Below are 21681 nucleotides of genomic sequence, written 5' to 3'. Positions count from 1 at the left end.
TCAGAAGTGAAACCGCTTAGCGCCGATGGTAGTGTGGGGTCTCCCCATGCGAGAGTAGGTCATCGTCAGGCACTTATTAAGAAAAACCCCAGTTCCAACAGGAACTGGGGTTTTTTGTTGGGCGCTAGTCCACTTTAAGTCTGTTTCAATAAAAATCCCCCAAGGCTGGTGCCTTGGGGGATTTTTTTATGCCTGAAATTTACCATTCGATAGGTTTACCAGCCCAATCCCAAAAACTACCGGTATCTCCTGGAGTGCGTTTGGAAATAACCTGTAGTAGTTGTTCTGCGACGAAATCGGGGGTAAATAACTTCTCACCTGGTACCCGGGCTTGAAAAGGCTTGGATAGCACAGTATCTGTAGTGCCAGGATGAAGGCATAACACGATAGACTGCTTATTCAGCCTGGCTAATTCAATTGAGGCTGTTTTCATTAGCATGTTGTGGGCGGCTTTGCTGGCTCGGTAGCTGTACCAACCACCATATCCATTGTCAGTAATAGATCCAACCCGTGCAGAAAGGCTAGCGATAATTGTGGGATGTGTTCCCTGTAGCGAAGGCTTGAGGGAAGCGACTAATAATGCAGGAGTAGTCGCGTTGATGTGCATTACATGGTTGAACGCTATTTCATCAAGCTGCTCTAGGCGTTTCTCTGGCTGTAGATGGTGGGCATCATCATGCAGGGTGCCTATCGCATTGAATAGCAAGTGGATAGGACGTTCGCCCATCTGTTTAACAAGAAGCGATCTGCCGTACTCAGTAGTTACATCAGCAGTAAGTGCTTTAAGGCGTGGGTGATTAAGAGTTAAGGGAGAGCGGCTGGTGGCGATGATTTCTCCTACTTGCCCTGAGCTGAGCAGTGCTTTAATGATGGCACTGCCTATCCCGCCATTTGCACCGCTTACAACGGCAGTGAAACCTTTAGGAAGATGGGAAAGCATCAATAGCGCTCCACGATAGGAGAACAGAACTGTCTCCATTGAAGCGCTTTGTATGATTTTTGTCTAGGTGTTCTGGAGGGAAAAGAGGATTAGGCAGAAGCGTTGATGCGCCCTGGTTGGGCATTGTTGCGCCCATCAGGCCTGTAGAGTGTTTTTTCGGCAATCTTGCGAATGTAATCCAGCATGTGTTGATTATGCTGCATTCGCAGTGAAAGCATTTGCCCTGTTAATTCGTTCATGCGGGCAACACGTTCGCTTTTTTCGAGCAAACCTTCCCAGGCAGTTTTGCAGTTTGCATCAGTTGCGGCTGCGAGAGCGCCAGAAGCGCCATCTTCATAACCTAGGCGCTTTTGTACACTGCGCCGCATGTTTTCAATGCGCTCAAGCTCAACCAGCAAATTTTGCTTTGTATGGGCAATTTCAGTGAGCACTTCACCATCAATGTCACCTTTAGTGAGTTGGGCTTGTTCACGAGATAACAAAGCAGCCAATTCATCAAGACGGTGCTGTTGGTCAATGAGTACGCGTGAAAGGCTCATGGTTTAGCTCTTATGACTCGTTCAGATTGGCAATTAAGCCATCAGCAATTCGATCTGCACGCATTTCCAACCGACCTTCGCGGATAGCGTCTCGTATTTCCTGCACTTTTGCCATATCTATATCTTGGGAGTTATCGATACGAAACTGGCTAAGTTGGGTCGACTCTTTTGCTGTACTCGCTGCCTCTGCTGGCTTAGTTCCACCCACTGTCTGGGCATCGTCACGCTGTTGAGCATGAGTTGAGCGAAGCAGCGGATTGGTGTTATCAATTTTCACCTTGTTTGCCTCATCTTCAGCATTGGTGTGGCATGCATTGTGCTATTAATTATCGGCCAGTATAGAGAAGACTTTAGGCGCTGCGTTAAAAATCTACCATTAATAGGCCTTGGGCAATGATGCGCGCGGTCACTATTTCTCGTGTGTCAAAGCGTACCCGAATGCGTTCACCTTGTACGCCATTGGCCAGCGCCTCGCCCTCTCGGGATACACGAAATCCAGCCCCTTCCGCAATGACAGTAACGCGCTGTCCTCGTTCTACAAGGTGGGGTGCTTGTAGGTAATGTGCTTGGAAGGTACTTCCGCTACGTACCGGCCGTTGAGTAACCATACCAATAATATCGTTTTGATCGGTGAGGGCTTGAGCAGCTAAGTCACCAAGATTACCTTCACGCTGACTTAGCATATCACTAGTAATCAGTGTGCCTCGTTCAATATCCTGGCTGGCTACTGCGTAGCTACCGATAACATCAATCTGAGCTTGGATGTAACGTACTTGTTGGCGACTTTCCCCACAACGCACACCTACAGAGACACGCCCAATAGGCGTTTGGTTCGCATTGGGAAAAAATGGTTCAGGTGAGATGCAAGCAGGAAGGTGAGGGGAAGGCGCTGATATATCGATCACGACTTCCTGACCTAGTGCTTGGGAGTGCTGGTATAGAAACTGCTGTACAGATTCAACGAGTGTTTGATCGTTTGCATGCGCTTGTAATGTTGCGCCAGTGATAAGAAAACAAAGAAGCAAAAAATACTTCAACACTGCCAGGCGGAATGATACTAGGCACGGCGGGTAGGGCATGAGTGAATCGCTCAATCGAAAAGGCTGATGATAGACATCGATCCTGAAGTGTAGTGTAAAAGTGCTTTAGGCATCATGTGAAATGCTGGTGTAAACAGCAGCTGTTCAATGCTTTAGGCTGACGTAGCGAAGCCTATTATTCACCATCAATAATTTCCGATTTATTTTTTGCCTCTCAGCGAGCGAGGGACGGCATGATCGACCAACTTGGTTCCGTCTTCAATTTTCACCAGCAGGCGCTGAGCTTGCGGCAATCGCGCCACGACGTGCTGGCCGCTAACATTGCGAATGCTGATACACCCAACTATAAAGCGCGGGACATCGATTTTGCTAGCGAGCTTAAAAAAGCAGTCGGTAACGGTTCAGCTCCGCAGCAAAGCGGCGGCGTTGCATTGTCACGTACGTCAGAGCGCCATCTCGCAGGCCAAGGGCCAGCTTGGCGTGGTGCCAGTAATGCTGATTTACTTTACCGGATTCCTGATCAGCCTAGCCTAGACGGAAATACGGTCGATATGGATCGTGAGCGCACGCAGTTTGCGGATAATGCTGTTCGTTATCAAGCGGGCCTCACGATTCTAAATAGTCGTATACAAGGGCTGAAAAATGCGATGCAGCCTGAGTAATCTAGGCCAGATTCGTGAGGAGATAGCAAAAGATGTCCATGTTTTCCGCATTTGATATTGCCGCTTCGGCAATGAGTGCTCAGTCCCAACGGATGAACGTAACTGCTAGCAATATGGCGAACGCCGACAGTATTGCAGGGCCAGATGGAGAGACCTATCGGGCCAAGCAAGTTATGTTTCAAACCCAGGCACAAAATAATCGCTACGGCGTAGGTGGCGTTCGTGTTACGGAAGTGGTTGAAGACGAGTCACCACTGCGTTTGGAATATATGCCGCATCACCCTGCTGCCGATGAAGATGGCTACGTCGCCAAACCTAATGTCGAGCCAGTGCATGAAATGGTTAACATGATCTCTGCATCACGCTCTTACCAAGCCAACGTTGAAGTCTTCAACACGACTAAGCAGATGATGATACAGACACTCTCACTGGGTGAAGGTTAACTATGAATATCGATAACAGCGTGTTGAGTAGCATCAATAGCGGAGGCAACAAGGGACTCTCTGCGCGTCAATCTGATGAGTTGCGTGAAAGCTTTCTGACCTTATTGATCACCCAATTGCAGAATCAAGACCCGCTAAACCCGATGGAAAATGCGGAGATGACTTCGCAGCTAGCACAAATTAATACGGTCAGTGGTATTGAAGAGTTAAATAGTACTCTCGAAGGTATTACCAGCCAAATGGATGCTAATCAGGCGCTGCAGGCGAGCGGTTTAATTGGCAAGGGGGTCATGGTACCCGGTAGGCATATTTTGCTTGAGCAAGATAGCGACGGAAACGCTTATACAACACCTTTCGGGATAGAGTTATCCGAGCCAGCGAAAAGCGTTAAGGCGACGATTGTTGGCGAGGGTGGTCAAGTCATCAGGCGTTATGACCTAGGCTCGGTCAAGGCCGGTGTTCAGTCTTTCGAGTGGGACGGCAAAAATGACCAGGGTGAGACGGCTGCCAGTGGCCGTTATACGGTGCAGCTAGAGGCCAGCGATACTGAAGGTGACCAAATTGAAGCTGCCACGGCCTTACAGTACGCGGTAGTCAACCGAGTGACGCCTAATGATGGCAATGGCAGTGTTCGGCTGGATCTGGGCGCTATCCATGGCCAAGTAACTCTAGATCAAGTTAAACAAATTCTATAATCGGGATATCTGAGGATTAATCATGTCATTTACTACTGCTCTTTCTGGTATTAACGCACAGTCAGAAAAACTGAATGTCGCTGGTAATAATATCGCTAACTCTCAGACCGTTGGCTATAAAAGTTCCAGCGTTCGCTTTGCCGATGTGTTTGCGGGATCTCAGGGGATCGGTGTGCGTGTTTCTGACACACGCCAGGATTTTACTCAAGGAAGCGTAGAAAGCACCGGAAGAAACCTGGACTTAGCCATTTCAGGTGATGGCTTTTACCGCGTAGAGCGGCCATCGGGCGAAGCTGCTTTCTCCAGAAGCGGCGAATTTAGCATGACCTCTGATGGCTTTATCGTAAATGCTCAAGGCGCCCGTTTAACGGGTTATGGCCTTGACCAGAACGTTGATCAAGCCGCTGTTAGCCGTGGCGAGGCAATGCCTTTTCCATTTACTGATGTGGTGGTAGGTGGTGCGCCCCAAGCGCTGCAAGTACCCGCGGATGATATACCTGCTCGCCAAACATCAGAAGTGAATGGTACCTACAATTTTGATTCACGTGTTCGCCCAGGTGAGGGCCTGAACCAGGTTAGCTTCAACTTGGTTGATGATACTAACGAGCAAGTAGAGGTAAGGCTGGATTATCACTATAGTAATAACTATACGACCTACGACTCTTTGGGTAATGCGCGCCAAGTTTCCACTTATTTCGAAAAGTTGGCAGATAATACGTGGCTGGCAACTGTCGCCGTTGACGGCCAGTTAATAGATGGTAGCGCTGCCGATGGAGGCAGCTCTCTTAACCCCGAGTCAGGAACCCCCCAATCCTTCCTGTTAAATTTCAATCAAAACGGACAGCTTTTGACCAAGGCTGATGTTGTGAGTTCAGGCGCACCTGCTGCTCCAGCGAATAGTGCATTCGATCTTTTACCAGATAATACAGTGTTAGGTATTACTGCAGTTAGCCCTGACTTCCGCTTTGAATTAGATACAACAAACGGCCGTTATGTCAGAAATGCTAATGCTTTAGCTGCTAATGGGGATGTTGGTGGAATAACAACTAATCCAGGCTGGATTGCTGACTTTATCACTGAGAATGGAGATGTGAAAAGCAGTAGCAGCGCCAATGTCACTATTCCGGGTGTTCAAGGCGCAAATAACCCTTTTAGCTTTGATTTCAACTTTGCTGGTAGCTCTCAGTTTGCAAATATCTCGCTGGAAAATGAGATAAACCAGAACGGCTACACCTCTGGCTCTTTGGCAGGGATTACCGTCACTGCTGACGGTGTGGTTATGCGTAACTTTACCAATGAACAGTCGCGCCCTGCGGGTCAGATTGCATTGGCTAACTTCAGAAATACCGAAGGCCTTGAGCCGTTAGGCAACAACCTTTGGGCAGCAACGAACGCTTCAGGGCTGGCGAACTTAGGTGTGCCTGGTGCTGGTCGTTTTGGTCTCATTGAGTCAGGTGCTATCGAAGCCTCTAATGTGGAATTGGCCAAAGAGCTTGTGGATATGATTATTTCGCAACGTGCTTACCAAGCAAACTCCAACACCATCAGCACTCAAGATGAACTGCTGCAAACCATTATTAATCTTTAATTATTAACTCTAATCCTAATAGTGGCGTAACGCTTTAAGGAGTAAGTTGTGGATCGAATGCTCTATACCGCCATGAGCGGCGCTAAGCACACGATGGATCAGCAGGCAGTGATTAGCCAGAACCTGTCGAATGTATCCACCGCAGGCTTTCGCGCCCAACTGCAAGCGGCGCGTGCAGTGCCGGTGCAGGGGGATGGAGCACTCGCCACGCGGGTGTCAGCGGTAGCTACTACGCCAGGCACTGACTTCTCCCAGGGCCCCATTGAACGCACCGGCCGCACTCTCGACATCGCGATGCAAGACAACGCATGGATGGCCATCTTGGCTGATGATGGCACTGAGGCTTACACGCGTCGAGGTGACTTACAGCTCGATAATGATGGCGTGCTGTTAAGTGTTGGGCGGCCGGTGATGGGCGAGGGTGGCCCTATAGCCCTGCCTCAAGGTGCGCAGGTTTTCTTGGGCGCCGATGGCACTATCAGTGCTATTCCACAAGGTGAAGGCCCTGATGCCATGGTAGACGTAGGCCGTATCAAACTGGTGACGCCTGATGAGCAAGGGTTAATACGCGGCGATGATGGTCTGTTTCGTGCCCCAGCCAATGAGGATGGACAGCCCGGAGGCTTACCAGCTGATGAGGAAGCGCGGGTTGTAAGCGGGGCGCTGGAGGGCAGTAATGTGAGTGCTGTGGATGCCATGGTATCGATGATCGATGTTGCCCGCCGTTACGATATGCAAATGAAGATCCTCAGTACTGCAGATGAAAATGCCCAGAGGGCTAATAGCATTCTATCTATTCAAGGCTGATATCAGCTTCTCAGTTAAGGGAACACGCAGATGATCAAAGCGTTATGGACAGCCAAAACCGGGTTGGAGTCTCAGCAAACCAAGCTCGATGTTATTTCGAATAATTTGGCTAACGTTAGCACCAACGGCTTCAAGCGCTCACGCCCAGTGTTTGAAGACTTGCTGTATCAAAATATGCGCCAACCGGGTGCACAGAATAATATCCAGGACAGGCTCCCCTCCGGGATGCAAATTGGCACCGGCGTGCGCGCCGTGGCTACTGAGCGTTTGCACACCCAAGGTGGCCTGGAAGAAACCGGCAATTCACGTGATTTGGCCATTAATGGCGAGGGCTTCTTCCAAGTACTGTTGCCTGATGGAACGCTTGGTTATACCCGTGATGGTAGTTTTCAGCTTAACGAAAATGGCCAGATGGTAACGGCCAATGGTTATCCGTTAGAGCCCGCTATTTTTATTCCGGCTAATGCGTTGGCAGTCACGATTGGTGAAGATGGTACGGTGAGTGTTAGGCAACCGGGCATTGCTCAGGATGCTGACATAGGCCAGATCAATGTAGCCTCATTTATTAATCCCGCGGGCCTCGAAAGTATTGGTGGCAACTTATACCTGGAAACCGGTGCGTCCGGCGCTCCTAATCAGGATGTTCCTGGCAATAACGGAGCGGGAAGGCTATTCCAAGGGTATGTTGAAACCTCCAACGTGAATGTTGTTGAAGAAATGGTCAACATGATCCAGACCCAGCGTGCTTACGAAATTAACAGCCGTGCAGTCTCGACAAGTGATGAGATGTTGGCGCGTTTAAGTCAGCTCTAACACCGTTGATTAATAGAGCTTATAAACAGGTCGCATCATGTTGGAATTGCACGCTATTGCTCGCCGTTTGACGCTAGTTTGTTTGACGTTCTTTATTGTGCTCGCTGCAGGGTGTGCTCAGATCCCGCGTGCCTCTGTGGTGGGTGAACAAGAACAAATTAACATTGTGGACCGCCCCCCACCGGTACCTAACGGCTCGATTTATCAAGCGCGCCGAGGTTATCAGCCGCTGTTTGAAGACCGACGTCCTCGCTCTATTGGCGACATCATGACTATCGTGCTTGATGAAGAGGTCAGCGCAAGTAAAAACTCGCGGTCCAACGCGAATCGTAGCGGCAGTTCAAGCCTTGACTTAGCCCAGTTGCCAGATGTGCTAGATGCACTGGCTGATTATGGCTTTGATATATCCGCTGACAGCAGTTTCTCCGGTGGTGGCGGGTCCCAGGCTACTAATTCGTTTACTGGCACTATCACGGTCTCTGTGCTTGAAGTTATGAATAATGGCAATTTGCGTGTGCGCGGTGAGAAGCAAATTGCGATTAACCAAGGAACAGAGTTTATTCGTTTTTCCGGGGTAGTTAACCCACGCACTATCACCGCACAGAACACAGTGCCTTCCACCCAGGTAGCTGATGCGCGTATTGAGTATGTAGGGGATGGTTATATAAACGAGGCGCAGCATATGGGGTGGTTGCAGCGCTTTTTCTTAAATGTGTCGCCATTTTAGGCGCGTTCAAGGCAGGCTTAAAATGGTTATGCAGCTAAGCGGTGGATGGATGTTTAGGCGACGGGCTTCGCGTGTGGTAACTCTGTTAGCGTTATGTCTAGTTGTTACTACAGCGGCAGCGGCAGAGCGGGTGCGCGAGCTGGCGAGCTTTGCGGGGGTGCGTGATAATCAGTTGGTAGGCTACGGGCTAGTGGTAGGCCTAGATAGCACTGGTGACCAAACCACCCAAGCCCCGTTCACTAGCCAAAGCTTAACCAACATGCTTTCCCAGTTGGGGGTCACGGTACCGCCCGGCACGAATCTACAGTTGCGTAACGTGGCTGCTGTCATGGTAACTGCTGATTTGCCTCCATTCTCCCGTCCCGGCCAGCGCTTGGATGTCGTTGTTTCGTCTATTGCTAATGCTCGCAGCCTACGCGGTGGCACGCTGCTAATGACTCCTTTGAAAGGTGCCGACGGTGATACCTATGCGATAGCCCAGGGCAATATGCTGGTGGGCGGGGCTGGTGCCCAAGCAGGAGGCAGTAGCGTGCAGATCAATCAGCAAGCCTCGGGGCGTATCCCGAATGGCGCGCTTGTGGAGCGAGAAGTGCCACTCAATTTAGGCGGTAATGGCGGCGTACTGGAGCTACAGCTTAATGATGCTGATTTTGGCACCGTGCAGCGTATGGTCACCGCAATTAATAGCGAGTTTGGTCGCTCGGTCGCCTACGCGCGCAATGGTCGAGTGATTGCTCTTGATGGCCCGATGGATTCCAATGAGCAGGTGAATTTTATGGCCCGGGTGGAAAACGTGCAGGTGACTCCCATGGATGCACCTGCACGCGTTGTGCTCAACGCCCGGACGGGATCTGTGGTGATGAATAGCGCTGTTACACTCCGTCAAGCGGCGGTGGCGCATGGCAACCTTTCCATTATGATCAACACCCAGTTTGGTGTTAGCCAGCCAGCTCCTTTTGGTCAGGGTGAAACGGTTGTTGTACCCAACACAGACATAGATATTGAGCAACAAGAGGCCTTCCTACAAATAGTAGAAGGTGCCCAGCTTAATGAGGTAGTTAATGCGCTTAATGCGCTAGGCGCGACTCCTCAGGATCTAATGACTATTTTAGAAGCGCTCAAAGCGGCAGGTTCGCTACGTGCTGAACTGGAGGTCATCTAATGAGCATGGGTGATATGACCGGCCAGTTTGCCCTCGACATGAATGGTTTCCAGCGTTTACAGCACAATGCCCGGGTGGACCCCGAAGCTGGTGTTCACGGTGCTGCGCAGCAGTTTGAAGCGTTGTTTATCCAGATGATGGTCAAAAGTATGCGCGATGCTACACCGGCGTCGGGGTTGCTCAATAGTCGCGATACTGACTTTTACCAGTCGATGCTGGATCAGCAGTGGTCTCAGGTAATGGCTTCTCGTGGTATCGGTCTGGCTGATGCTTTGGTGGAACAACTACAGCGACAAGGAGCTATTGGCGGCGGTAAAGCGAATAGTGCAGACCAGGAGTTACAAGCGCTAATCGCTGGTATTCCGCGTGGTACGCCCCGTGTGCTGGATAGCCCCTTACAGCCGAACGCTAGCCCTCAGGCTAGTGGCCGCTTCCTATCCGAGCTAGAAGCCGTTAGACAGCACTCTTCTGTTGAGACCAGTGCTACAAAAAATGTTGAAGCAAAAGCTGAAACAAGTGCTTCACAAGCCACTGGGTTGCCTAGCTTTTCCAATGCTCCTGACCATGTTCAAAGGTTCATGGCAAAGCTGGCGGAGCCTGCCCAGGCTGCTAGCCGCGCGAGTGGCGTACCTGCCGAACTGATCTTGGCGCAAGCAGCGCTTGAGACTGGCTGGGGGCGCCATGAGATTGCTACCCACCAAGGCGGTAACAGTCATAATTTATTTGGCATCAAAGCTGGTAGCCGCTGGCAGGGCAAAACCACTGATATTGTTACGCATGAGTATATCAATGGCCGCCGAACTCAAGTGGTAGATACCTTCCGTGTCTATGACTCTTTTGAGCACGCCTTTACTGATTATGCAAATCTGATCGGTAACAACCCGCGTTACGCTGGAGTGGTTCAAGCTGCTAATGCGGAGCAAGCTGCACGGGAGCTACAGCGAGGTGGCTACGCTACGGACCCTCTCTACGCCGATAAGCTTGTTGCTGTCATGCAAACCATGGGGCCTTTGAGCCCTAGCCATAACCTCTTGGCTGATGCGCGTTGATGCAATTAGCTACTCAAGTTCTCCTGCTCGCTGCCGATAAAATGTTATCGGCCTAAGGAAGTGAATTATGAGCATGTTTTCAATCGGCTTAAGCGGCCTCAATGCGGCTCAAAATGCCCTCAATACGACTAGTAATAATATTAGCAACACCCATACGCCAGGCTACAACCGCGAGCTAATACAGCTTGGCGAGGGGCGTGTAGGTGGGGGTGTCCGTGTTAATGATATCGAGCGTCAATTCAATACTTACGTTGCGAACCAGCTTAATGATGCCAAGACACAGTCAAGCGCACTAAGTACTTATTACAGTCAGGTTTCGCAAATTGATAACCTGCTTGCTGACCGTGAAGCTGGCTTATCGCCCTTGATGCAGTCATTTTTCTCTTCATTAGAAGACTTGTCTGGTTCACCTTCAGATCCTGCTGCTCGTCAGGGTGTGTTAGGCACAGCCAACACGTTAAGTGCCCAGTTCCAATCATTTGACGGCTATCTGCAAGATATGCAGAGCAACGTCAATAATCAGATTAAAGATGAAATAACCCAAGTTAATAATACGGTTGAGCAAATTGCCGGGTTAAATCGTGAAATAGCTCTGGCGCGTGCGCGTACAGGGGAAGCACCAAATAGCTTGCTGAATCAGCGAGATTACTTGGTTTCAGAGCTTAATGAGCGCATGGGTATACGGCTAAATGTGCAAGACGGTAAAACCTACAACATCAGCCTGCCTAATGGGCAGCCGCTAGTTACTGGCACCAACTCTTTTAAGTTGGAAGCAGTACGAGCAGAGAATGACCCCCAGCGCATTGTCGTAGGTTATCGCGATGGAGCAGGTAACCTAGCGGAACTTGATGAGTCCAATATTAAGGGTGGTGCTCTCGGTGGGCTCATGCAATTTCGCTCAGAAACCCTTGATAAAACCCAGAATCAAATTGGGCAGTTAGCAGTGTCTCTCGCGGTTGCTTTTAATGAACAGCATCGCAAAGGGGTAGATCTCAATGGTGATGCTGGGGGGGATTTCTTCAATGTTCGTGCCCCCCAAGTATATGCATATCAAGGCAATAGTGGTGCTGTTATCGAGTCTGCTGAATTCGATCCAGACACCATTGACCAACTACGAGCGGCGGACTATACCGTCACTTTCGATGGTGGCAATCCTGTTGTCACGCGAAATGACAGCGGTGTAGAGATAGATATTAGTGAAGGTTGGGATACTGATAGCAATACGCTAACTTTTGGCGGTGTGTCGCTTACTTTTAGCAATACGCCTGCCGACGGAGATCGTTTTGAAGTTCAGCCTGTTCGCCGTGCAGCAAATGGCATGGACGTGAGCTTTACTAACTTAGAAAAAATTGCAGCTGGGCAGCCTGCGAATCCTGATGATGATCCTGCTGATTGGCTTTCAACGGGCGTTGGAGACAATCGTAATGCACTAGCTTTGCAGGGTCTGCAAAGCAGTAATATTGTTGGCGGCACTGCATCTGTCAGTGGTGCCTATGCTGTAATGGTGAGTGATGTCGGTAATCGCACCAACATTACCCAGGTTAATCTGGATGCCCGCCAAGGTCTTACGGACCAATTAAGAGCTGTCCAGCAATCCGAGTCGGGGGTTAACCTTGATGAAGAGGCGGCAAACTTGATGCGTTATCTGCAGCTCTACCAAGCAAATGCGCGGGTTATCGACACTGCGGGAAACATTATGGACACTATTTTGAACCTGCGGAATTAATAAGGAGCTAGGCGATGCGTGTTAGTACGATCACCATGTTTGAACAAAGCACGGCTTCTATTAATCGTCAGCAAAGCGGTTTTCTAAAAGTGAGCCAGCAAATTGCCAGTGCTAAACGGGTAGTCAACCCATCTGACGACCCTCAGGCAGCTGCTCGTGCCATCGGTGTTGATCAGTCAAAGGCAATGACAAAGCAGTTTGCAGATGCACGAGTTGCTGCGCGGAATTCGCTTGCTCAGACTGAGAGCGTCGTGAATAGCATCAGCGATGCTGTCATGAGTGCTAAAAGTTTACTGGTAAGAGCTTCAAGCGATACTTTCAGTGATACGGATCGGGAATCGTTTGCCAGCGAGCTAAAGGGCATCTACGAAACCATGATTGGCCAAGCCAATGCAACGGATGGTAATGGCCGATATCTCTTTGCGGGCTATAAGGATAATACGCCGCCTTTTGTAAAATCTGCTGACGGCAGTGTGGAGTACGTCGGCGACATGAGTGCTCGCCAACAGCGTGTTGACTCTTCGCGACTGATGCCGGTAACGGAAAATGGTGCGACAATTTTCCAGAGCGTATCACAAGGAGCTGGCTACATTGCTGAAGCGCAGGGTAACCAAGGCAGTGTTACCTTCAGTGGCCCCCGAGCCAGCGATATGAATCACGCGGACTATGGCGCAAGCTTTAAGGTTGTCTTTGGTGAGGCAGAGGGCGAGCCTACCTACAGCGTTCAGCGCTTTGATGGCACAAACTATGTGGATTTTGATCCCGCGCTTACAGATCAACCCTATTCGGGTGATGGGCAGCAAGTCACTTTCGGAGGGGTGTCTATTACTCTCAGTGGGGAACCCGTTGCAGGCGATGAGTTCTTAGTGACGCGGGCAGGCAGCGATGAGCGGCCTGCCGATTTGTTTAAAACGATGGAGCAAGCCATTCAAGCCTTGGAGACTCCTGCTGTCACGGCTGCTGATAAAGCCAACCTGCGCAATACACTAAATACCGCTATGCGTGACCTTGATAATGGGCTGGATAACGTATTAATGGTTCGCGCCTCCGCTGGCGCACGGCTTGAAGAGCTGAATGTCATCGATGCAGTGGGCAGCAACCGTATGATCAACTATGAGCAAACGTTATCAGATTTAGTAGATCTTGATTATGTCGCTGCTATTTCTGAGTATAGCTTGCGCCAGGTAGGTCTCCAGGCCGCGCAAAAGACGTTTATAGATCTCAAAGGTATGTCACTATTTGACTATATGTAAGTCTCCAGCTTAACCGCAGTATGACGAACCATTAGCTAACCCCCTCCCTTGTACTTTATTAAGAAAAGTTTATTAAGGACGGTTTATTAAGGACAGGGGGGGTTAGCTTAAAGGCGCCATGGTTTCGATCAAGCTCTGCATAAAGGCCAGCCCCTGGCTGAATAATCGCTGTAAGAAACGACCAATATCGGTCATTAATACCATTAATAAGATTAAACCGACGGTTAGTGAGGTGGGGAAGCCGATATTAAAGACCGTGAGCTGTGGGGCTGAACGGTTAAGAATCCCCAGTGATAGGCTAATAATTAATAACGAACCGGAAAGCGGCAGGGCAAGCAGCATTCCTGACGCGAAAATAGTGCCTGCATAGCGCGCCAAAAGTTCGAAGGCGTTGGGGTTTAGCGTACCAATACCCACAGGGAGGGTTTGAAAGCTCATTACTAATGTTTCAAGCACCATCAAATGGCCATTTAGGGCGAGGAACATTAATAGCGTAATCATATACAGTATGCGCGATAGCACCATGATGTTAGTGCCACTGGATAGATCAAAGAAGCTTGCGAACGCTAAGCCCATCTGAAGACCAATGAATTCCCCTGCTGCCTGCACAACGGCAAAAATGATATGCATAACCAAGCCAATTGCTAAGCCGATAAGTATCTGCTCCACCATAATACCCACACCTGCCCAGGACATTATGGGGACATTTGGCATGGCTGGTAACACGGGAGCGATCACAACTGCAACGAGTGCCGCTAGCCCAACCTTAGCCTGATTAGGAATGCTGCTATGGCCCCAAAGGGGTGAAACTGCCATAAAGGCGGTTATCCGAGCAAAAGGCCAAAGAAAGGCTACTAACCAGGCTTGTAGCTGGGCAAATGTGACCTCTACCATTGACTACATCACCATGTTAGGAATATTGGTGAATAAGCGATGGGTAAAATCCGTAATTAATCCAAGTAGCCATGGCCCAGCTAGCACTAGCACAGCAAAAACAGCCAACACTTTGGGGATAAATGTCAGTGTCATTTCATTTATTTGCGTGGCTGCCTGAAATAAGCTGATAAGCAGACCAGTAAACAGGGCTGCCAACAGCATTGGGCCTGCTAGGAAAAGCGTCACGCGCATGCCCTGGTAAGCAATGCTCATTACCATTTCCGGAGTCATGGTTTGCTCCTGGTCGCCCGTTGCGACAATTAAATCATGTAAAAGCTTTCAGCTAACGAACCAATAATGAGTTGCCAGCCGTCTACTAGGATGAACAGCATAAGCTTGAAGGGCAGTGAAATAGTAATGGGGGGAACCATCATCATTCCCAGTGCCATTAATGTACTGGCAACTACTAGGTCAATAATCAGAAAAGGAATGAAGATAGTAAAGCCAATCTGAAAGGCTGTTTTCAGCTCACTCGTAACAAATGCAGGCAGTAAGACCCGAATAGGAAGGTCTTCAGGCCCTTGCATGGGGCCAACATCGGCTAAACGGACAAAGAGCGCCAGGTCAGGCTCGCGTGTTTGGGCGAGCATAAACTCTCGAAAGGGTTCCTGAGCAAGCAGCAAAAACTCTTCAAAATTAATGACGTCTTCCGTAAGTGGTACCCAAGCTGTGTCATATACCTGGGCAATGACGGGGGACATAATAAAAAACGTTAGAAAAAGTGCGATGCCCAGTAGCACCTGGTTAGGGGGGGTTGCCTGGGTGCCCATGGCGGTTCTAAGCAAGCTAAGTACAATAATGATGCGTGTAAAGCTAGTCATCATCAGTAGCATGGCTGGCAGAAATGCCAGAGAGCTCAAAAATAGCAGTGTCTGAAGAGAGACAGACCACTGCTGCCCACCATCTTCCAGCGGTTGTGATACTAATCCTGGTAGCTGCTGTGCATGGGCAGGAAGTGCTAATAGTAAGCCGCAGACAATAAAGGCGCTAAAAAGCCACCAGCGTTGCTGGTAAGGCCAGCAGAGGTGCATCGCATATCTCATGGTGTTTTATTTGAGTCAGAGGGCTGGGGCGTTTCACTGTTACGTTTTTTATGTTGGCTGGTCAGCGCTTGCGCTAAACGCTGTGAAAAACGTATAGGAGGTTCTGGCGCAGGCGGGGTTGCTGAGCGCTCATTAGGTGCTGCCCGTTCGTGTAATTTGGTGATTCGGCCCCCGCTAACACCAAGGACTAGCCAGGTGTCTTCGATTTCGACCACCACAATCCGCTCGCGGCTGCCCACTGCCGTATTACCCACAATACGTAAGTGAGCGCCGTGATGATGGCGCGCAGACTGCCAGCGCTTTAAAGCAGCCGTGCATAGTAAAATAATCGCTATGACCAGCGCTAGCGCCGCTGCTGTTTTACCTAGTACCGCCATCCCTATTAAGGCATCGCTGCTGCTACCTAGGGCATCAATAGAGGTACTCTGTGGGGAAGAGGTCGCGACACTCATCGGTTTAGTTTATGGATACGCTCAGAGGGGGTGATAATCTCTGTAATACGAATACCATACTTATCTTCAACAACGACTACTTCACCTTGGGCGATTAAGTAGCCATTGATCAGTATGTCCATCGGTTCGCCAGCCAAACCTTCCAGTTCAATAACCGATCCTTGTGCAAGCTCAAGCAACTGCTTGATCGTGAGCTTAGTGCGGCCTAGCTCTACGGTAAGCTTGACCGGAATATCCATGATCATTTCGAGATCACGGGACTGCGCAGTGCCGCTTTCCGGACTTAACGGACGAAATATCTCATCACTTGCTGGCTTTGCTGCAGGTGCTTCCGGCTCGAGATCAGCTTCAGAATCTGTCTGCTCGGCAGCCTCTTGTTCGGCCATGGCGGCCGCCCAGGGATCGTCATCGCTGGTATTGTCCGTGCTTACGTTAGGCTCATCTTGCTCAGACATGGCATCCGCCCAATCATCATCAGAGACTTTTTGATCGGGTTTGTTAGGATCAGTCATGCTTTGGATTCCTTGGCTTTCTGTCGCGTTGAAACGTTAATAACGTCCTTGGACGACACGTTATTCAATGCTGCATGGTCGATCATGCGCAGGACGCGTAAAGCGCGTTGTTGGCGCTGACTACCGTACTCACACTCCATGACGGGAACACCATCCACACAAGCGGTAATCGTATGTGGAATGTCCATGGGCAGTACATCGCCTTTTTTCAGGCCCATTACATGGGCAATACGGCTGGGTATTTGGGCAAATTCCGCGACTAGTTCGACTTCTGATTGGCGTAATTCGCTGGCCATTCGTCGAGACCATGTGCCGTCATGGTCATGATTGCTGTCGTTAATTGGGTTGGCCAGTAAATCACGCAGTGGCTCAATCATCGCGTAAGGCATGCAGATCTGGAAGTTGCTTGAGAGATTACCAACTTCAATGTTGAACTTGGTATTAACCACGATCTCATTAGGGGAGTTGGTGATATTGGCAAACTTCGACTGCACTTCAGAGCGTAAAAAGTGCGCTTCTAATGGATAGACGACTTTCCACGCTTCCTGATAGGCCTCAAGAGCAAGGTTAAGGAGGCGCTGAATAATACGTTGTTCCGTATTAGTGAATTCTCGGCCATCCGTTTTCGTAACAAAGCGGCCATCTCCACCAAATAGGTTATCCACCACCATAAAAACAAGGTTGGGGGGGAACACCACAAGTGCTGAGCCACGAAGGGGCTTCATAGACACAATATTTAGGTTGGTGGGCACGGGTACGTTGCGAGAAAACTCACTAAAGCTTTGATAGCGTACAGATTCAACCGTTATATCGGCGCTGCGACGAATCAGATTGAATAAGCTGTTACGAAAATAGCGTGCGAAGCGCTCGTTAATAAAGTCGAGTGCGTGTAAGCGTTCGCGTATGACCCGGTGCTGCGTTGCAGGGTCATACGGGCGAATACGCGTTTCCTCCTCGGAATGGGATAACGTGCCAGAAGGCTCATCATCCCCGCTGACGCCCTTAAGCAATGCATCAATTTCTTCCTGGGACAGTAGATCGTCCTGTGACATGAACGGCTCCAGTACCCGAGGCTATTGCACAATGAATTCAGTAAACAGCACTTCCCGCAAATCGAGAGGAGGCTGATTTTCTGTTAAGGGAACACTAAGTTGGTTGATAATCGACCGGGCAAGCTCTTCTTTACCTTCAGATGAGGTCAGTTCGCTGGCCTGTTTTCCTGACAATAATATCAGTAGTCGACTACGTACCTGGGGCATATGCTCTTCAATAATAGCCTTACTCTGTGCATCACCTACGAGTAACGTAATGCCTGTGTAGAGCAGTCGTGAGCCATAGCGATCATCCGCAAGGTTGACCGTAAATGGTTCAATGCGTGTAAAGACTGGCGGTGTGCGCTCAACTGTCCGCTCAACCTCACCTCCCTCTGTACTTCCACGCTGGTCTAGCACCATATAAATAGCTGCCGCTGCACCGGCAGAGGACAGTACTACCAGAGTAATCATTATCCAGAGCAGCTTTTTTGATCCACCGCTTGTTTCTGCCATTTATAGTTCCCATGATCTTGACGCATGACGCTAGCCAAGCATTATGCCTAACGCAGGTAATGATGATGAAATGAACAGACTCCTTTGAGGAGTCTATCTTTTGGTTTAGCTATCTAATAGTGAGTGTTCGCGTTGCCATTCTTGTTGCTAGGGCGTGATTTAAGCATATAAATCGATACGCCCGTCCAGTACTAGGCTGCCACTATCACCCATATTCAGTTTAGCAGTAGCGTCACCCTCTTTATCATCGTTACTGCCTGGGCTCCTGGGCGTGCCAGAGTCCTGTTGAGCAAAAAGCTGCTCGCCAGAAGTGCCTTGCTCGCCTACGGATGTTTCACCAAGCGATATTCCTTGCTCAGCAAGGGCTTCACGTAACTGTGGAATTGCCAGCTCAATAACCTGGCGAGCCTGGGCGCTGGCGGTTAAGAAATGCGCCTGAGTCCCTTGCTCACTAACTTTAAGTGAAATAGATAACGGCCCTAGCTCGGCAGGATGGAGCTGCATCTTAACCTGGTGCTCTCCGCCACGCTGGGTAAATTGCACTAGCTGTTGTCCTAGTTGAGAGGGCCAAGTGGGACTAGTAACTGGCGTGCTCAACGAGATTGTCGCTGGGCTGTTAGGCATCGCTGGTTGCTGAGGGCTAAGCGACACAGGTGAAACTACCCCACTGTTTTGGCTGGCAGCGTGCTTATTCTGCTGCATAGCCTCTGTTTCCTCAGCCAATGGGCTTGCTATCGCGTCTGTGTTACTCGCTGGCACTAACGCCGTTTCTACCGTTAAACGTGGTTGAGCTGTTGGTTGAGCTGTTGGTTGAGCCGTTGCAAGTGGTTGGGTTGCAGCTGTTTCTAGCGGCGCCGTAGGTGCTAACTCGTTAGCGGGAGTAGCTAGCGCTTCTAAGGGAAGAGAGCTGGCTGTTGGCAGCACTAGGGTCTGTGTATGCGGGAAGATTGTTGGCAAAGGTAGCGTGGTTGCTGAGAACGAACCAGTACTTGAGGAAACCTGTGTCGTCGGCATCACCTGTCTTTGCAGTGTGGGTGATGAAGGAAAGGCTAGCTCACCGCTTTTGCTGGCAATGTAATTAGTGTTAGCAGCCTTTTCTTTGGCCAATAGTTCATTCATTACCTGGGCGTTAATACTAAGTGTTGGTGCAGGCTCTACCGGTAAGCGTACGTGAATGGTTGGCTGGGTGTCAGGTTGGGCGCTCGGTTGAGCGGGCGCTGTCGGCTGAGCTGGCTGAGGCTGAACTGCCACTGTTTCCAGCGGTGATGCTGGTGTGGTGGACGCAGGTGCAGGCAGATTGGCTGCGCCGTCAGCTACTGAGAGGCCCGCTATCGTTTGGGAGCTAAGCGCTGGCGCAGGCTCTACCGGTAAGCGTACGTGAATGGTTGGCTGGGTGTCAGGCTGGGCGTCCAGTGGAGCGGGCGCTGTCGGCTGAGTTGGCTGAGGCTGAACTGCCACTGCTTCTAATGTTTCCAACGACGGCGCTGGTGCGGATGGTGTAGGTGCAGGCAGATTAGCTGCGCCGTCAGTTACTGAGAGGTCCGCTATCGTTTGGGAGCTAAGCGCTGGCGCAGGCTCTAGCGGTAAGCGTACTTGAGTCGTTGGCTGGGTGTCAGGTTGGGCGCTCGGTTGAGCGGGTGCCAGCGGTTGAGGCTGAACTGCCACTACTTCTAATGTTTCCAACGAAGGTACTGGTACTGGTACTGGTGCTGGTGCTGGTGCGGATGGCGCAGTTGCAGACAGACTAGCTGCGTCTTCAGCTCCCGGTAGGTCTGCCATCGTTTGGGTGCCAGTCACTGGTGCAGGCTCTACCGGTAAGCGTACTTGAGTGGTTGGTGGAGCGTCAGGCTGGGCGTCCAGTTGAGCGGGCGCTGTCGGCTGAGTTGGCTGAGGCTGAACTGCCACTGCTGCTAATGTTTCCAACGAATGTGCTGGTGCTGGTGCTGGTGCGGATGGCACAGGTGTGGGCAGATTAGCAGCGCCGTCTGCTACCGGTAGGTCTGCTATCGCTTGGGCGCTAGCCGCTGGTGCGGGCTCTACCGGTAAGTGTACTTGAGTCGTTGGTTGGGTGTCTGGTTGGGTGCTCGGTTGAGCGGGTGCCAGCGGCTGAGTTGGCTGAGGCTGAACTGCCACTGCTGCTAATGTTTGCAACGGAGGTACTGGTGCAGATGGCACAGGTGTGGGCAGATTAGCAGCGCCGTCTGCTACCGGTAGGTCTGCTATCGCTTGGGCGCTAGTCGCTGGTGCAGGCTCTACTGGTAAGCGTACTTGAGTCGTTGGTTGGGTGTCAGGTCGGGCGCTCGGTTGAGCGGGTGCCATCGGCTGAGTTGGCTGAGGCTGAACTGCCCCTGCTGCTAATGTTTGCAACGGAGGTACTGGTGCAGATGGCACAGGTGTGGGCAGATTAGCAGCGCCGTCTGCTACCGGTAGGTCTGCTATCGCTTGGGCGCTAGCCGCTGGTGCAGGCTCTACCGGTAAGCGTACTTGAGTAGTCGGCTGGGTGCCAGGCTGAGCGGTTGCCGCCAGCTGAGCTGGCTGAGTCTGAACTGCCACTGCTTCCAACGGTGATGCTGGTGTGGTCGGCGCAGGTGCTGGCAAGTTAGCCGCCACGTTTGCTACTGGTTGGTCCGCCATCGACTGAGGGCTAAACGTTGCCGCGGGCTCTACCGATAAGCGTACTTGGTCGGTTGGTTGGGTGCTAGGCTGAGCACCCGGTTGAACAGGGGCAGTCGGCTGCAACTGCCCTGTAGGTGCTAACGTGCTAGCAGTGGCGGAGGGCTTCTCTAAAGAGAGCGTGCTAGCTGTTGGCAACACTAAGGGCTGCGTATGAGCTGTGTTCGTTGGTAAAGGTGTACCTACCGTTCTTTCTGTTACGTTGGAGCTAGCGATAGGCTGGGCCCTGCTGGCACTTTCCTGTGGCACCGACTCGGAATCAACAGCGGGTGACGCAGGCGTTACTGGCAAAGAGCCCATTGCTGATACGGTGGTACTTAAAGCGCCAGATGGTCTCTGTGCTGCAAGTTGCGCATCAGGATTTGGAGCCTGGGCTGCTGGTGCAGCTATCGCAGTCATGCTTCTATCAGGCGCAGAGAGTGGCCTTGGCAATGTGCGCGCAAGAGAGGCGGAGAAAACATCAGTCTCTACAGGTGGCGGGCTATTGGCTGTGGCTTTGCTAGCACTAGCATGCTGATCTAATGTTGCGCTGTTGCTGGATTGCGCGCTAGGAGCTGTGTGGCTCTGAGTAGCAGGCGCAGCAGAATAGGAGGCAATCAGGGTTAAGCGTGATGCTACTTCTTCAATGGTGATGCTTGGCGCTTGTTTAGCGTAGCTGCTGGCAAGTGGAGAACTTACTTGCTCAGAAGAGGGGACTTGAACAGACGTAAAGGTGCCAGCGGCGCTAGGTAGTGGTGTAGCCGGTGTTCCATGCTCTGCATGATTATCTTCCATGTTGGGCATGGGAGGGGCTGACTGCCATTGCGCATTAACGTTTTGGGGCACTTCCTCGACTACCTCAACGTCGAGTGAAGATAGTTGCTCAGCGGAGGTGTTAAGTGACGCCGTTGGCATACTGTCGGCTTTAGCATTGACCTGGGTATCGGTCTTAGCGAGCGACTGATGGTTTGTTGCCTGCGTAAATACTTGGAGGAACATTGGTGCCGCGAGAGAAGGCGAGCCAGCGGCTGGCAATTGGAGAGGTGAAGCAACGCCTTGGCCTTGATTCGCTGAAAGCAGCAGCTGAATATTCAT

The 21681-nt window shown here is 50.8% G+C and carries 23 protein-coding genes and 1 rRNA gene; 12 read left to right on the top strand and 12 right to left on the bottom strand.

Going from position 1 to position 21681, the window contains the following annotated elements; all coding sequences use genetic code 11:
* Positions 1-71 (top strand): 5S ribosomal RNA (gene rrf / locus CPA45_RS23310); the annotation flags it as partial.
* Positions 72-199: 128 nt separating this feature from the next.
* Here the strand turns inward: rrf and CPA45_RS19550 are convergent.
* The 4 genes from CPA45_RS19550 to flgA form a co-directional block, all read right to left on the bottom strand.
* A complete protein-coding gene (locus CPA45_RS19550) occupies positions 200-940 on the bottom strand; it encodes an SDR family NAD(P)-dependent oxidoreductase (RefSeq protein WP_096654481.1) in 741 nt (246 codons plus the stop codon).
* An 89-nt stretch (positions 941-1029) separates the two neighbouring features.
* Positions 1030-1479, bottom strand: a complete 450-nt coding sequence (locus tag CPA45_RS19545; RefSeq protein WP_096654473.1) for a flagella synthesis protein FlgN — start codon at positions 1477-1479, stop codon at positions 1030-1032.
* Between the two features lie 10 nt (positions 1480-1489).
* The gene (flgM, locus tag CPA45_RS19540) at positions 1490-1756 is read right to left on the bottom strand and encodes a flagellar biosynthesis anti-sigma factor FlgM (protein WP_096654471.1); all 267 of its coding nucleotides are present in this window, start codon (positions 1754-1756) and stop codon (positions 1490-1492) included.
* An 85-nt stretch (positions 1757-1841) separates the two neighbouring features.
* Positions 1842-2558, bottom strand: a complete 717-nt coding sequence (gene flgA, locus CPA45_RS19535) for a flagellar basal body P-ring formation chaperone FlgA (protein ID WP_096654469.1) — start codon at positions 2556-2558, stop codon at positions 1842-1844.
* Between the two features lie 194 nt (positions 2559-2752).
* Here flgA and flgB point away from each other — a divergent pair, with 194 nt between their 5' ends.
* From flgB to flgL, 11 genes are all read left to right on the top strand, one after another.
* Positions 2753-3181, top strand: a complete 429-nt coding sequence (flgB, locus tag CPA45_RS19530; protein WP_078089752.1) for a flagellar basal body rod protein FlgB — start codon at positions 2753-2755, stop codon at positions 3179-3181.
* 32 nt (positions 3182-3213) lie between these two features.
* The gene (gene flgC / locus CPA45_RS19525; protein ID WP_096654467.1) at positions 3214-3624 is read left to right on the top strand and encodes a flagellar basal body rod protein FlgC; all 411 of its coding nucleotides are present in this window, start codon (positions 3214-3216) and stop codon (positions 3622-3624) included.
* A 2-nt stretch (positions 3625-3626) separates the two neighbouring features.
* Positions 3627-4319 carry a flagellar hook assembly protein FlgD gene (locus CPA45_RS19520; protein ID WP_096654465.1) on the top strand — a complete coding sequence of 231 codons (693 nt, stop codon included), beginning with the start codon at positions 3627-3629 and terminating at the stop codon, positions 4317-4319.
* Between the two features lie 22 nt (positions 4320-4341).
* On the top strand, positions 4342-5907 hold the full coding sequence (locus tag CPA45_RS19515) for a flagellar hook protein FlgE (protein ID WP_096654463.1): 1566 nt from the start codon (positions 4342-4344) through the stop codon (positions 5905-5907).
* Between the two features lie 48 nt (positions 5908-5955).
* Positions 5956-6714 (top strand): flagellar basal body rod protein FlgF, encoded by a 759-nt coding sequence (locus CPA45_RS19510; protein WP_096654461.1) that lies wholly within the window; start codon positions 5956-5958, stop codon positions 6712-6714.
* 30 nt (positions 6715-6744) lie between these two features.
* Complete coding sequence (gene flgG / locus CPA45_RS19505) at positions 6745-7527, top strand: flagellar basal-body rod protein FlgG (protein WP_078089757.1); 783 nt, start codon at positions 6745-6747, stop codon at positions 7525-7527.
* 37 nt (positions 7528-7564) lie between these two features.
* Positions 7565-8254: a flagellar basal body L-ring protein FlgH gene (locus tag CPA45_RS19500; RefSeq protein ID WP_096654459.1), complete on the top strand. Its 690-nt coding sequence runs from the start codon at positions 7565-7567 to the stop codon at positions 8252-8254.
* A 22-nt stretch (positions 8255-8276) separates the two neighbouring features.
* On the top strand, positions 8277-9416 hold the full coding sequence (locus CPA45_RS19495) for a flagellar basal body P-ring protein FlgI (RefSeq protein ID WP_422822047.1): 1140 nt from the start codon (positions 8277-8279) through the stop codon (positions 9414-9416).
* The gene (gene flgJ, locus CPA45_RS19490) at positions 9416-10465 is read left to right on the top strand and encodes a flagellar assembly peptidoglycan hydrolase FlgJ (RefSeq protein ID WP_096654457.1); all 1050 of its coding nucleotides are present in this window, start codon (positions 9416-9418) and stop codon (positions 10463-10465) included. The genes CPA45_RS19495 and flgJ overlap by 1 nt, the downstream gene beginning before the upstream one ends.
* A gap of 67 nt (positions 10466-10532) precedes the next feature.
* Positions 10533-12191, top strand: coding sequence for a flagellar hook-associated protein FlgK (gene flgK, locus CPA45_RS19485; protein ID WP_096654455.1), 1659 nt, complete (start codon positions 10533-10535; stop codon positions 12189-12191).
* A gap of 14 nt (positions 12192-12205) precedes the next feature.
* Positions 12206-13444 (top strand): flagellar hook-associated protein FlgL, encoded by a 1239-nt coding sequence (flgL, locus tag CPA45_RS19480; RefSeq protein ID WP_096654453.1) that lies wholly within the window; start codon positions 12206-12208, stop codon positions 13442-13444.
* Positions 13445-13546: 102 nt separating this feature from the next.
* Here flgL and fliR read toward each other — a convergent pair whose 3' ends face one another.
* From fliR to CPA45_RS19440, 8 genes are all read right to left on the bottom strand, one after another.
* Positions 13547-14338, bottom strand: a complete 792-nt coding sequence (fliR, locus tag CPA45_RS19475) for a flagellar biosynthetic protein FliR (RefSeq protein ID WP_096654451.1) — start codon at positions 14336-14338, stop codon at positions 13547-13549.
* Between the two features lie 3 nt (positions 14339-14341).
* Entirely contained in the window at positions 14342-14611 is a 270-nt protein-coding gene (fliQ, locus tag CPA45_RS19470) for a flagellar biosynthesis protein FliQ (RefSeq protein WP_078089763.1), read from the bottom strand.
* A 29-nt stretch (positions 14612-14640) separates the two neighbouring features.
* Positions 14641-15411, bottom strand: coding sequence for a flagellar type III secretion system pore protein FliP (gene fliP / locus CPA45_RS19465; protein WP_096654449.1), 771 nt, complete (start codon positions 15409-15411; stop codon positions 14641-14643).
* 8 nt (positions 15412-15419) lie between these two features.
* Entirely contained in the window at positions 15420-15875 is a 456-nt protein-coding gene (gene fliO, locus CPA45_RS19460) for a flagellar biosynthetic protein FliO (protein ID WP_096654447.1), read from the bottom strand.
* A complete protein-coding gene (fliN, locus tag CPA45_RS19455; protein ID WP_096654445.1) occupies positions 15872-16387 on the bottom strand; it encodes a flagellar motor switch protein FliN in 516 nt (171 codons plus the stop codon). The genes fliO and fliN overlap by 4 nt, the downstream gene beginning before the upstream one ends.
* The gene (gene fliM, locus CPA45_RS19450) at positions 16384-17439 is read right to left on the bottom strand and encodes a flagellar motor switch protein FliM (protein WP_096654443.1); all 1056 of its coding nucleotides are present in this window, start codon (positions 17437-17439) and stop codon (positions 16384-16386) included. Before fliM ends, fliN begins: the two co-directional genes overlap by 4 nt.
* Positions 17440-17460: 21 nt before the next feature.
* Positions 17461-17934 (bottom strand): flagellar basal body-associated protein FliL, encoded by a 474-nt coding sequence (fliL, locus tag CPA45_RS19445; RefSeq protein WP_096654441.1) that lies wholly within the window; start codon positions 17932-17934, stop codon positions 17461-17463.
* A 159-nt stretch (positions 17935-18093) separates the two neighbouring features.
* Entirely contained in the window at positions 18094-21681 is a 3588-nt protein-coding gene (locus tag CPA45_RS19440) for a flagellar hook-length control protein FliK (RefSeq protein WP_096654439.1), read from the bottom strand.

Source organism: Vreelandella nigrificans (genome assembly GCF_002374315.1).
Lineage (GTDB): Bacteria > Pseudomonadota > Gammaproteobacteria > Pseudomonadales > Halomonadaceae > Vreelandella > Vreelandella nigrificans.
The sequence above is the reverse complement of the archived record's forward strand: the minus strand, read 5'-3'. Positions and strand labels throughout refer to the sequence as shown.

Bases quoted from the DNA above. Each gene is read 5' to 3' on its own strand.
- CPA45_RS19550 (WP_096654481.1), bottom strand. From the start codon at position 940: ATGCTTTCCCATCTTCCTAAAGGTTTCACTGCCGTTGTAAGCGGTGCA.
- CPA45_RS19545 (WP_096654473.1), bottom strand. From the start codon at position 1,479: ATGAGCCTTTCACGCGTACTCATTGACCAACAGCACCGTCTTGATGAA.
- flgA (WP_096654469.1), bottom strand. From the start codon at position 2,558: ATGCCCTACCCGCCGTGCCTAGTATCATTCCGCCTGGCAGTGTTGAAG.
- flgB (WP_078089752.1), top strand. From the start codon at position 2,753: ATGATCGACCAACTTGGTTCCGTCTTCAATTTTCACCAGCAGGCGCTG.
- flgC (WP_096654467.1), top strand. From the start codon at position 3,214: ATGTCCATGTTTTCCGCATTTGATATTGCCGCTTCGGCAATGAGTGCT.
- CPA45_RS19520 (WP_096654465.1), top strand. From the start codon at position 3,627: ATGAATATCGATAACAGCGTGTTGAGTAGCATCAATAGCGGAGGCAAC.
- CPA45_RS19515 (WP_096654463.1), top strand. From the start codon at position 4,342: ATGTCATTTACTACTGCTCTTTCTGGTATTAACGCACAGTCAGAAAAA.
- flgG (WP_078089757.1), top strand. From the start codon at position 6,745: ATGATCAAAGCGTTATGGACAGCCAAAACCGGGTTGGAGTCTCAGCAA.
- CPA45_RS19500 (WP_096654459.1), top strand. From the start codon at position 7,565: ATGTTGGAATTGCACGCTATTGCTCGCCGTTTGACGCTAGTTTGTTTG.
- CPA45_RS19495 (WP_422822047.1), top strand. From the start codon at position 8,277: ATGGTTATGCAGCTAAGCGGTGGATGGATGTTTAGGCGACGGGCTTCG.
- flgJ (WP_096654457.1), top strand. From the start codon at position 9,416: ATGAGCATGGGTGATATGACCGGCCAGTTTGCCCTCGACATGAATGGT.
- flgK (WP_096654455.1), top strand. From the start codon at position 10,533: ATGAGCATGTTTTCAATCGGCTTAAGCGGCCTCAATGCGGCTCAAAAT.
- flgL (WP_096654453.1), top strand. From the start codon at position 12,206: ATGCGTGTTAGTACGATCACCATGTTTGAACAAAGCACGGCTTCTATT.
- fliR (WP_096654451.1), bottom strand. From the start codon at position 14,338: ATGGTAGAGGTCACATTTGCCCAGCTACAAGCCTGGTTAGTAGCCTTT.
- fliQ (WP_078089763.1), bottom strand. From the start codon at position 14,611: ATGACTCCGGAAATGGTAATGAGCATTGCTTACCAGGGCATGCGCGTG.
- fliP (WP_096654449.1), bottom strand. From the start codon at position 15,411: ATGCACCTCTGCTGGCCTTACCAGCAACGCTGGTGGCTTTTTAGCGCC.
- fliO (WP_096654447.1), bottom strand. From the start codon at position 15,875: ATGAGTGTCGCGACCTCTTCCCCACAGAGTACCTCTATTGATGCCCTA.
- fliN (WP_096654445.1), bottom strand. From the start codon at position 16,387: ATGACTGATCCTAACAAACCCGATCAAAAAGTCTCTGATGATGATTGG.
- fliM (WP_096654443.1), bottom strand. From the start codon at position 17,439: ATGTCACAGGACGATCTACTGTCCCAGGAAGAAATTGATGCATTGCTT.
- fliL (WP_096654441.1), bottom strand. From the start codon at position 17,934: ATGGCAGAAACAAGCGGTGGATCAAAAAAGCTGCTCTGGATAATGATT.
- CPA45_RS19440 (WP_096654439.1), bottom strand. From the start codon at position 21,681: ATGAATATTCAGCTGCTGCTTTCAGCGAATCAAGGCCAAGGCGTTGCT.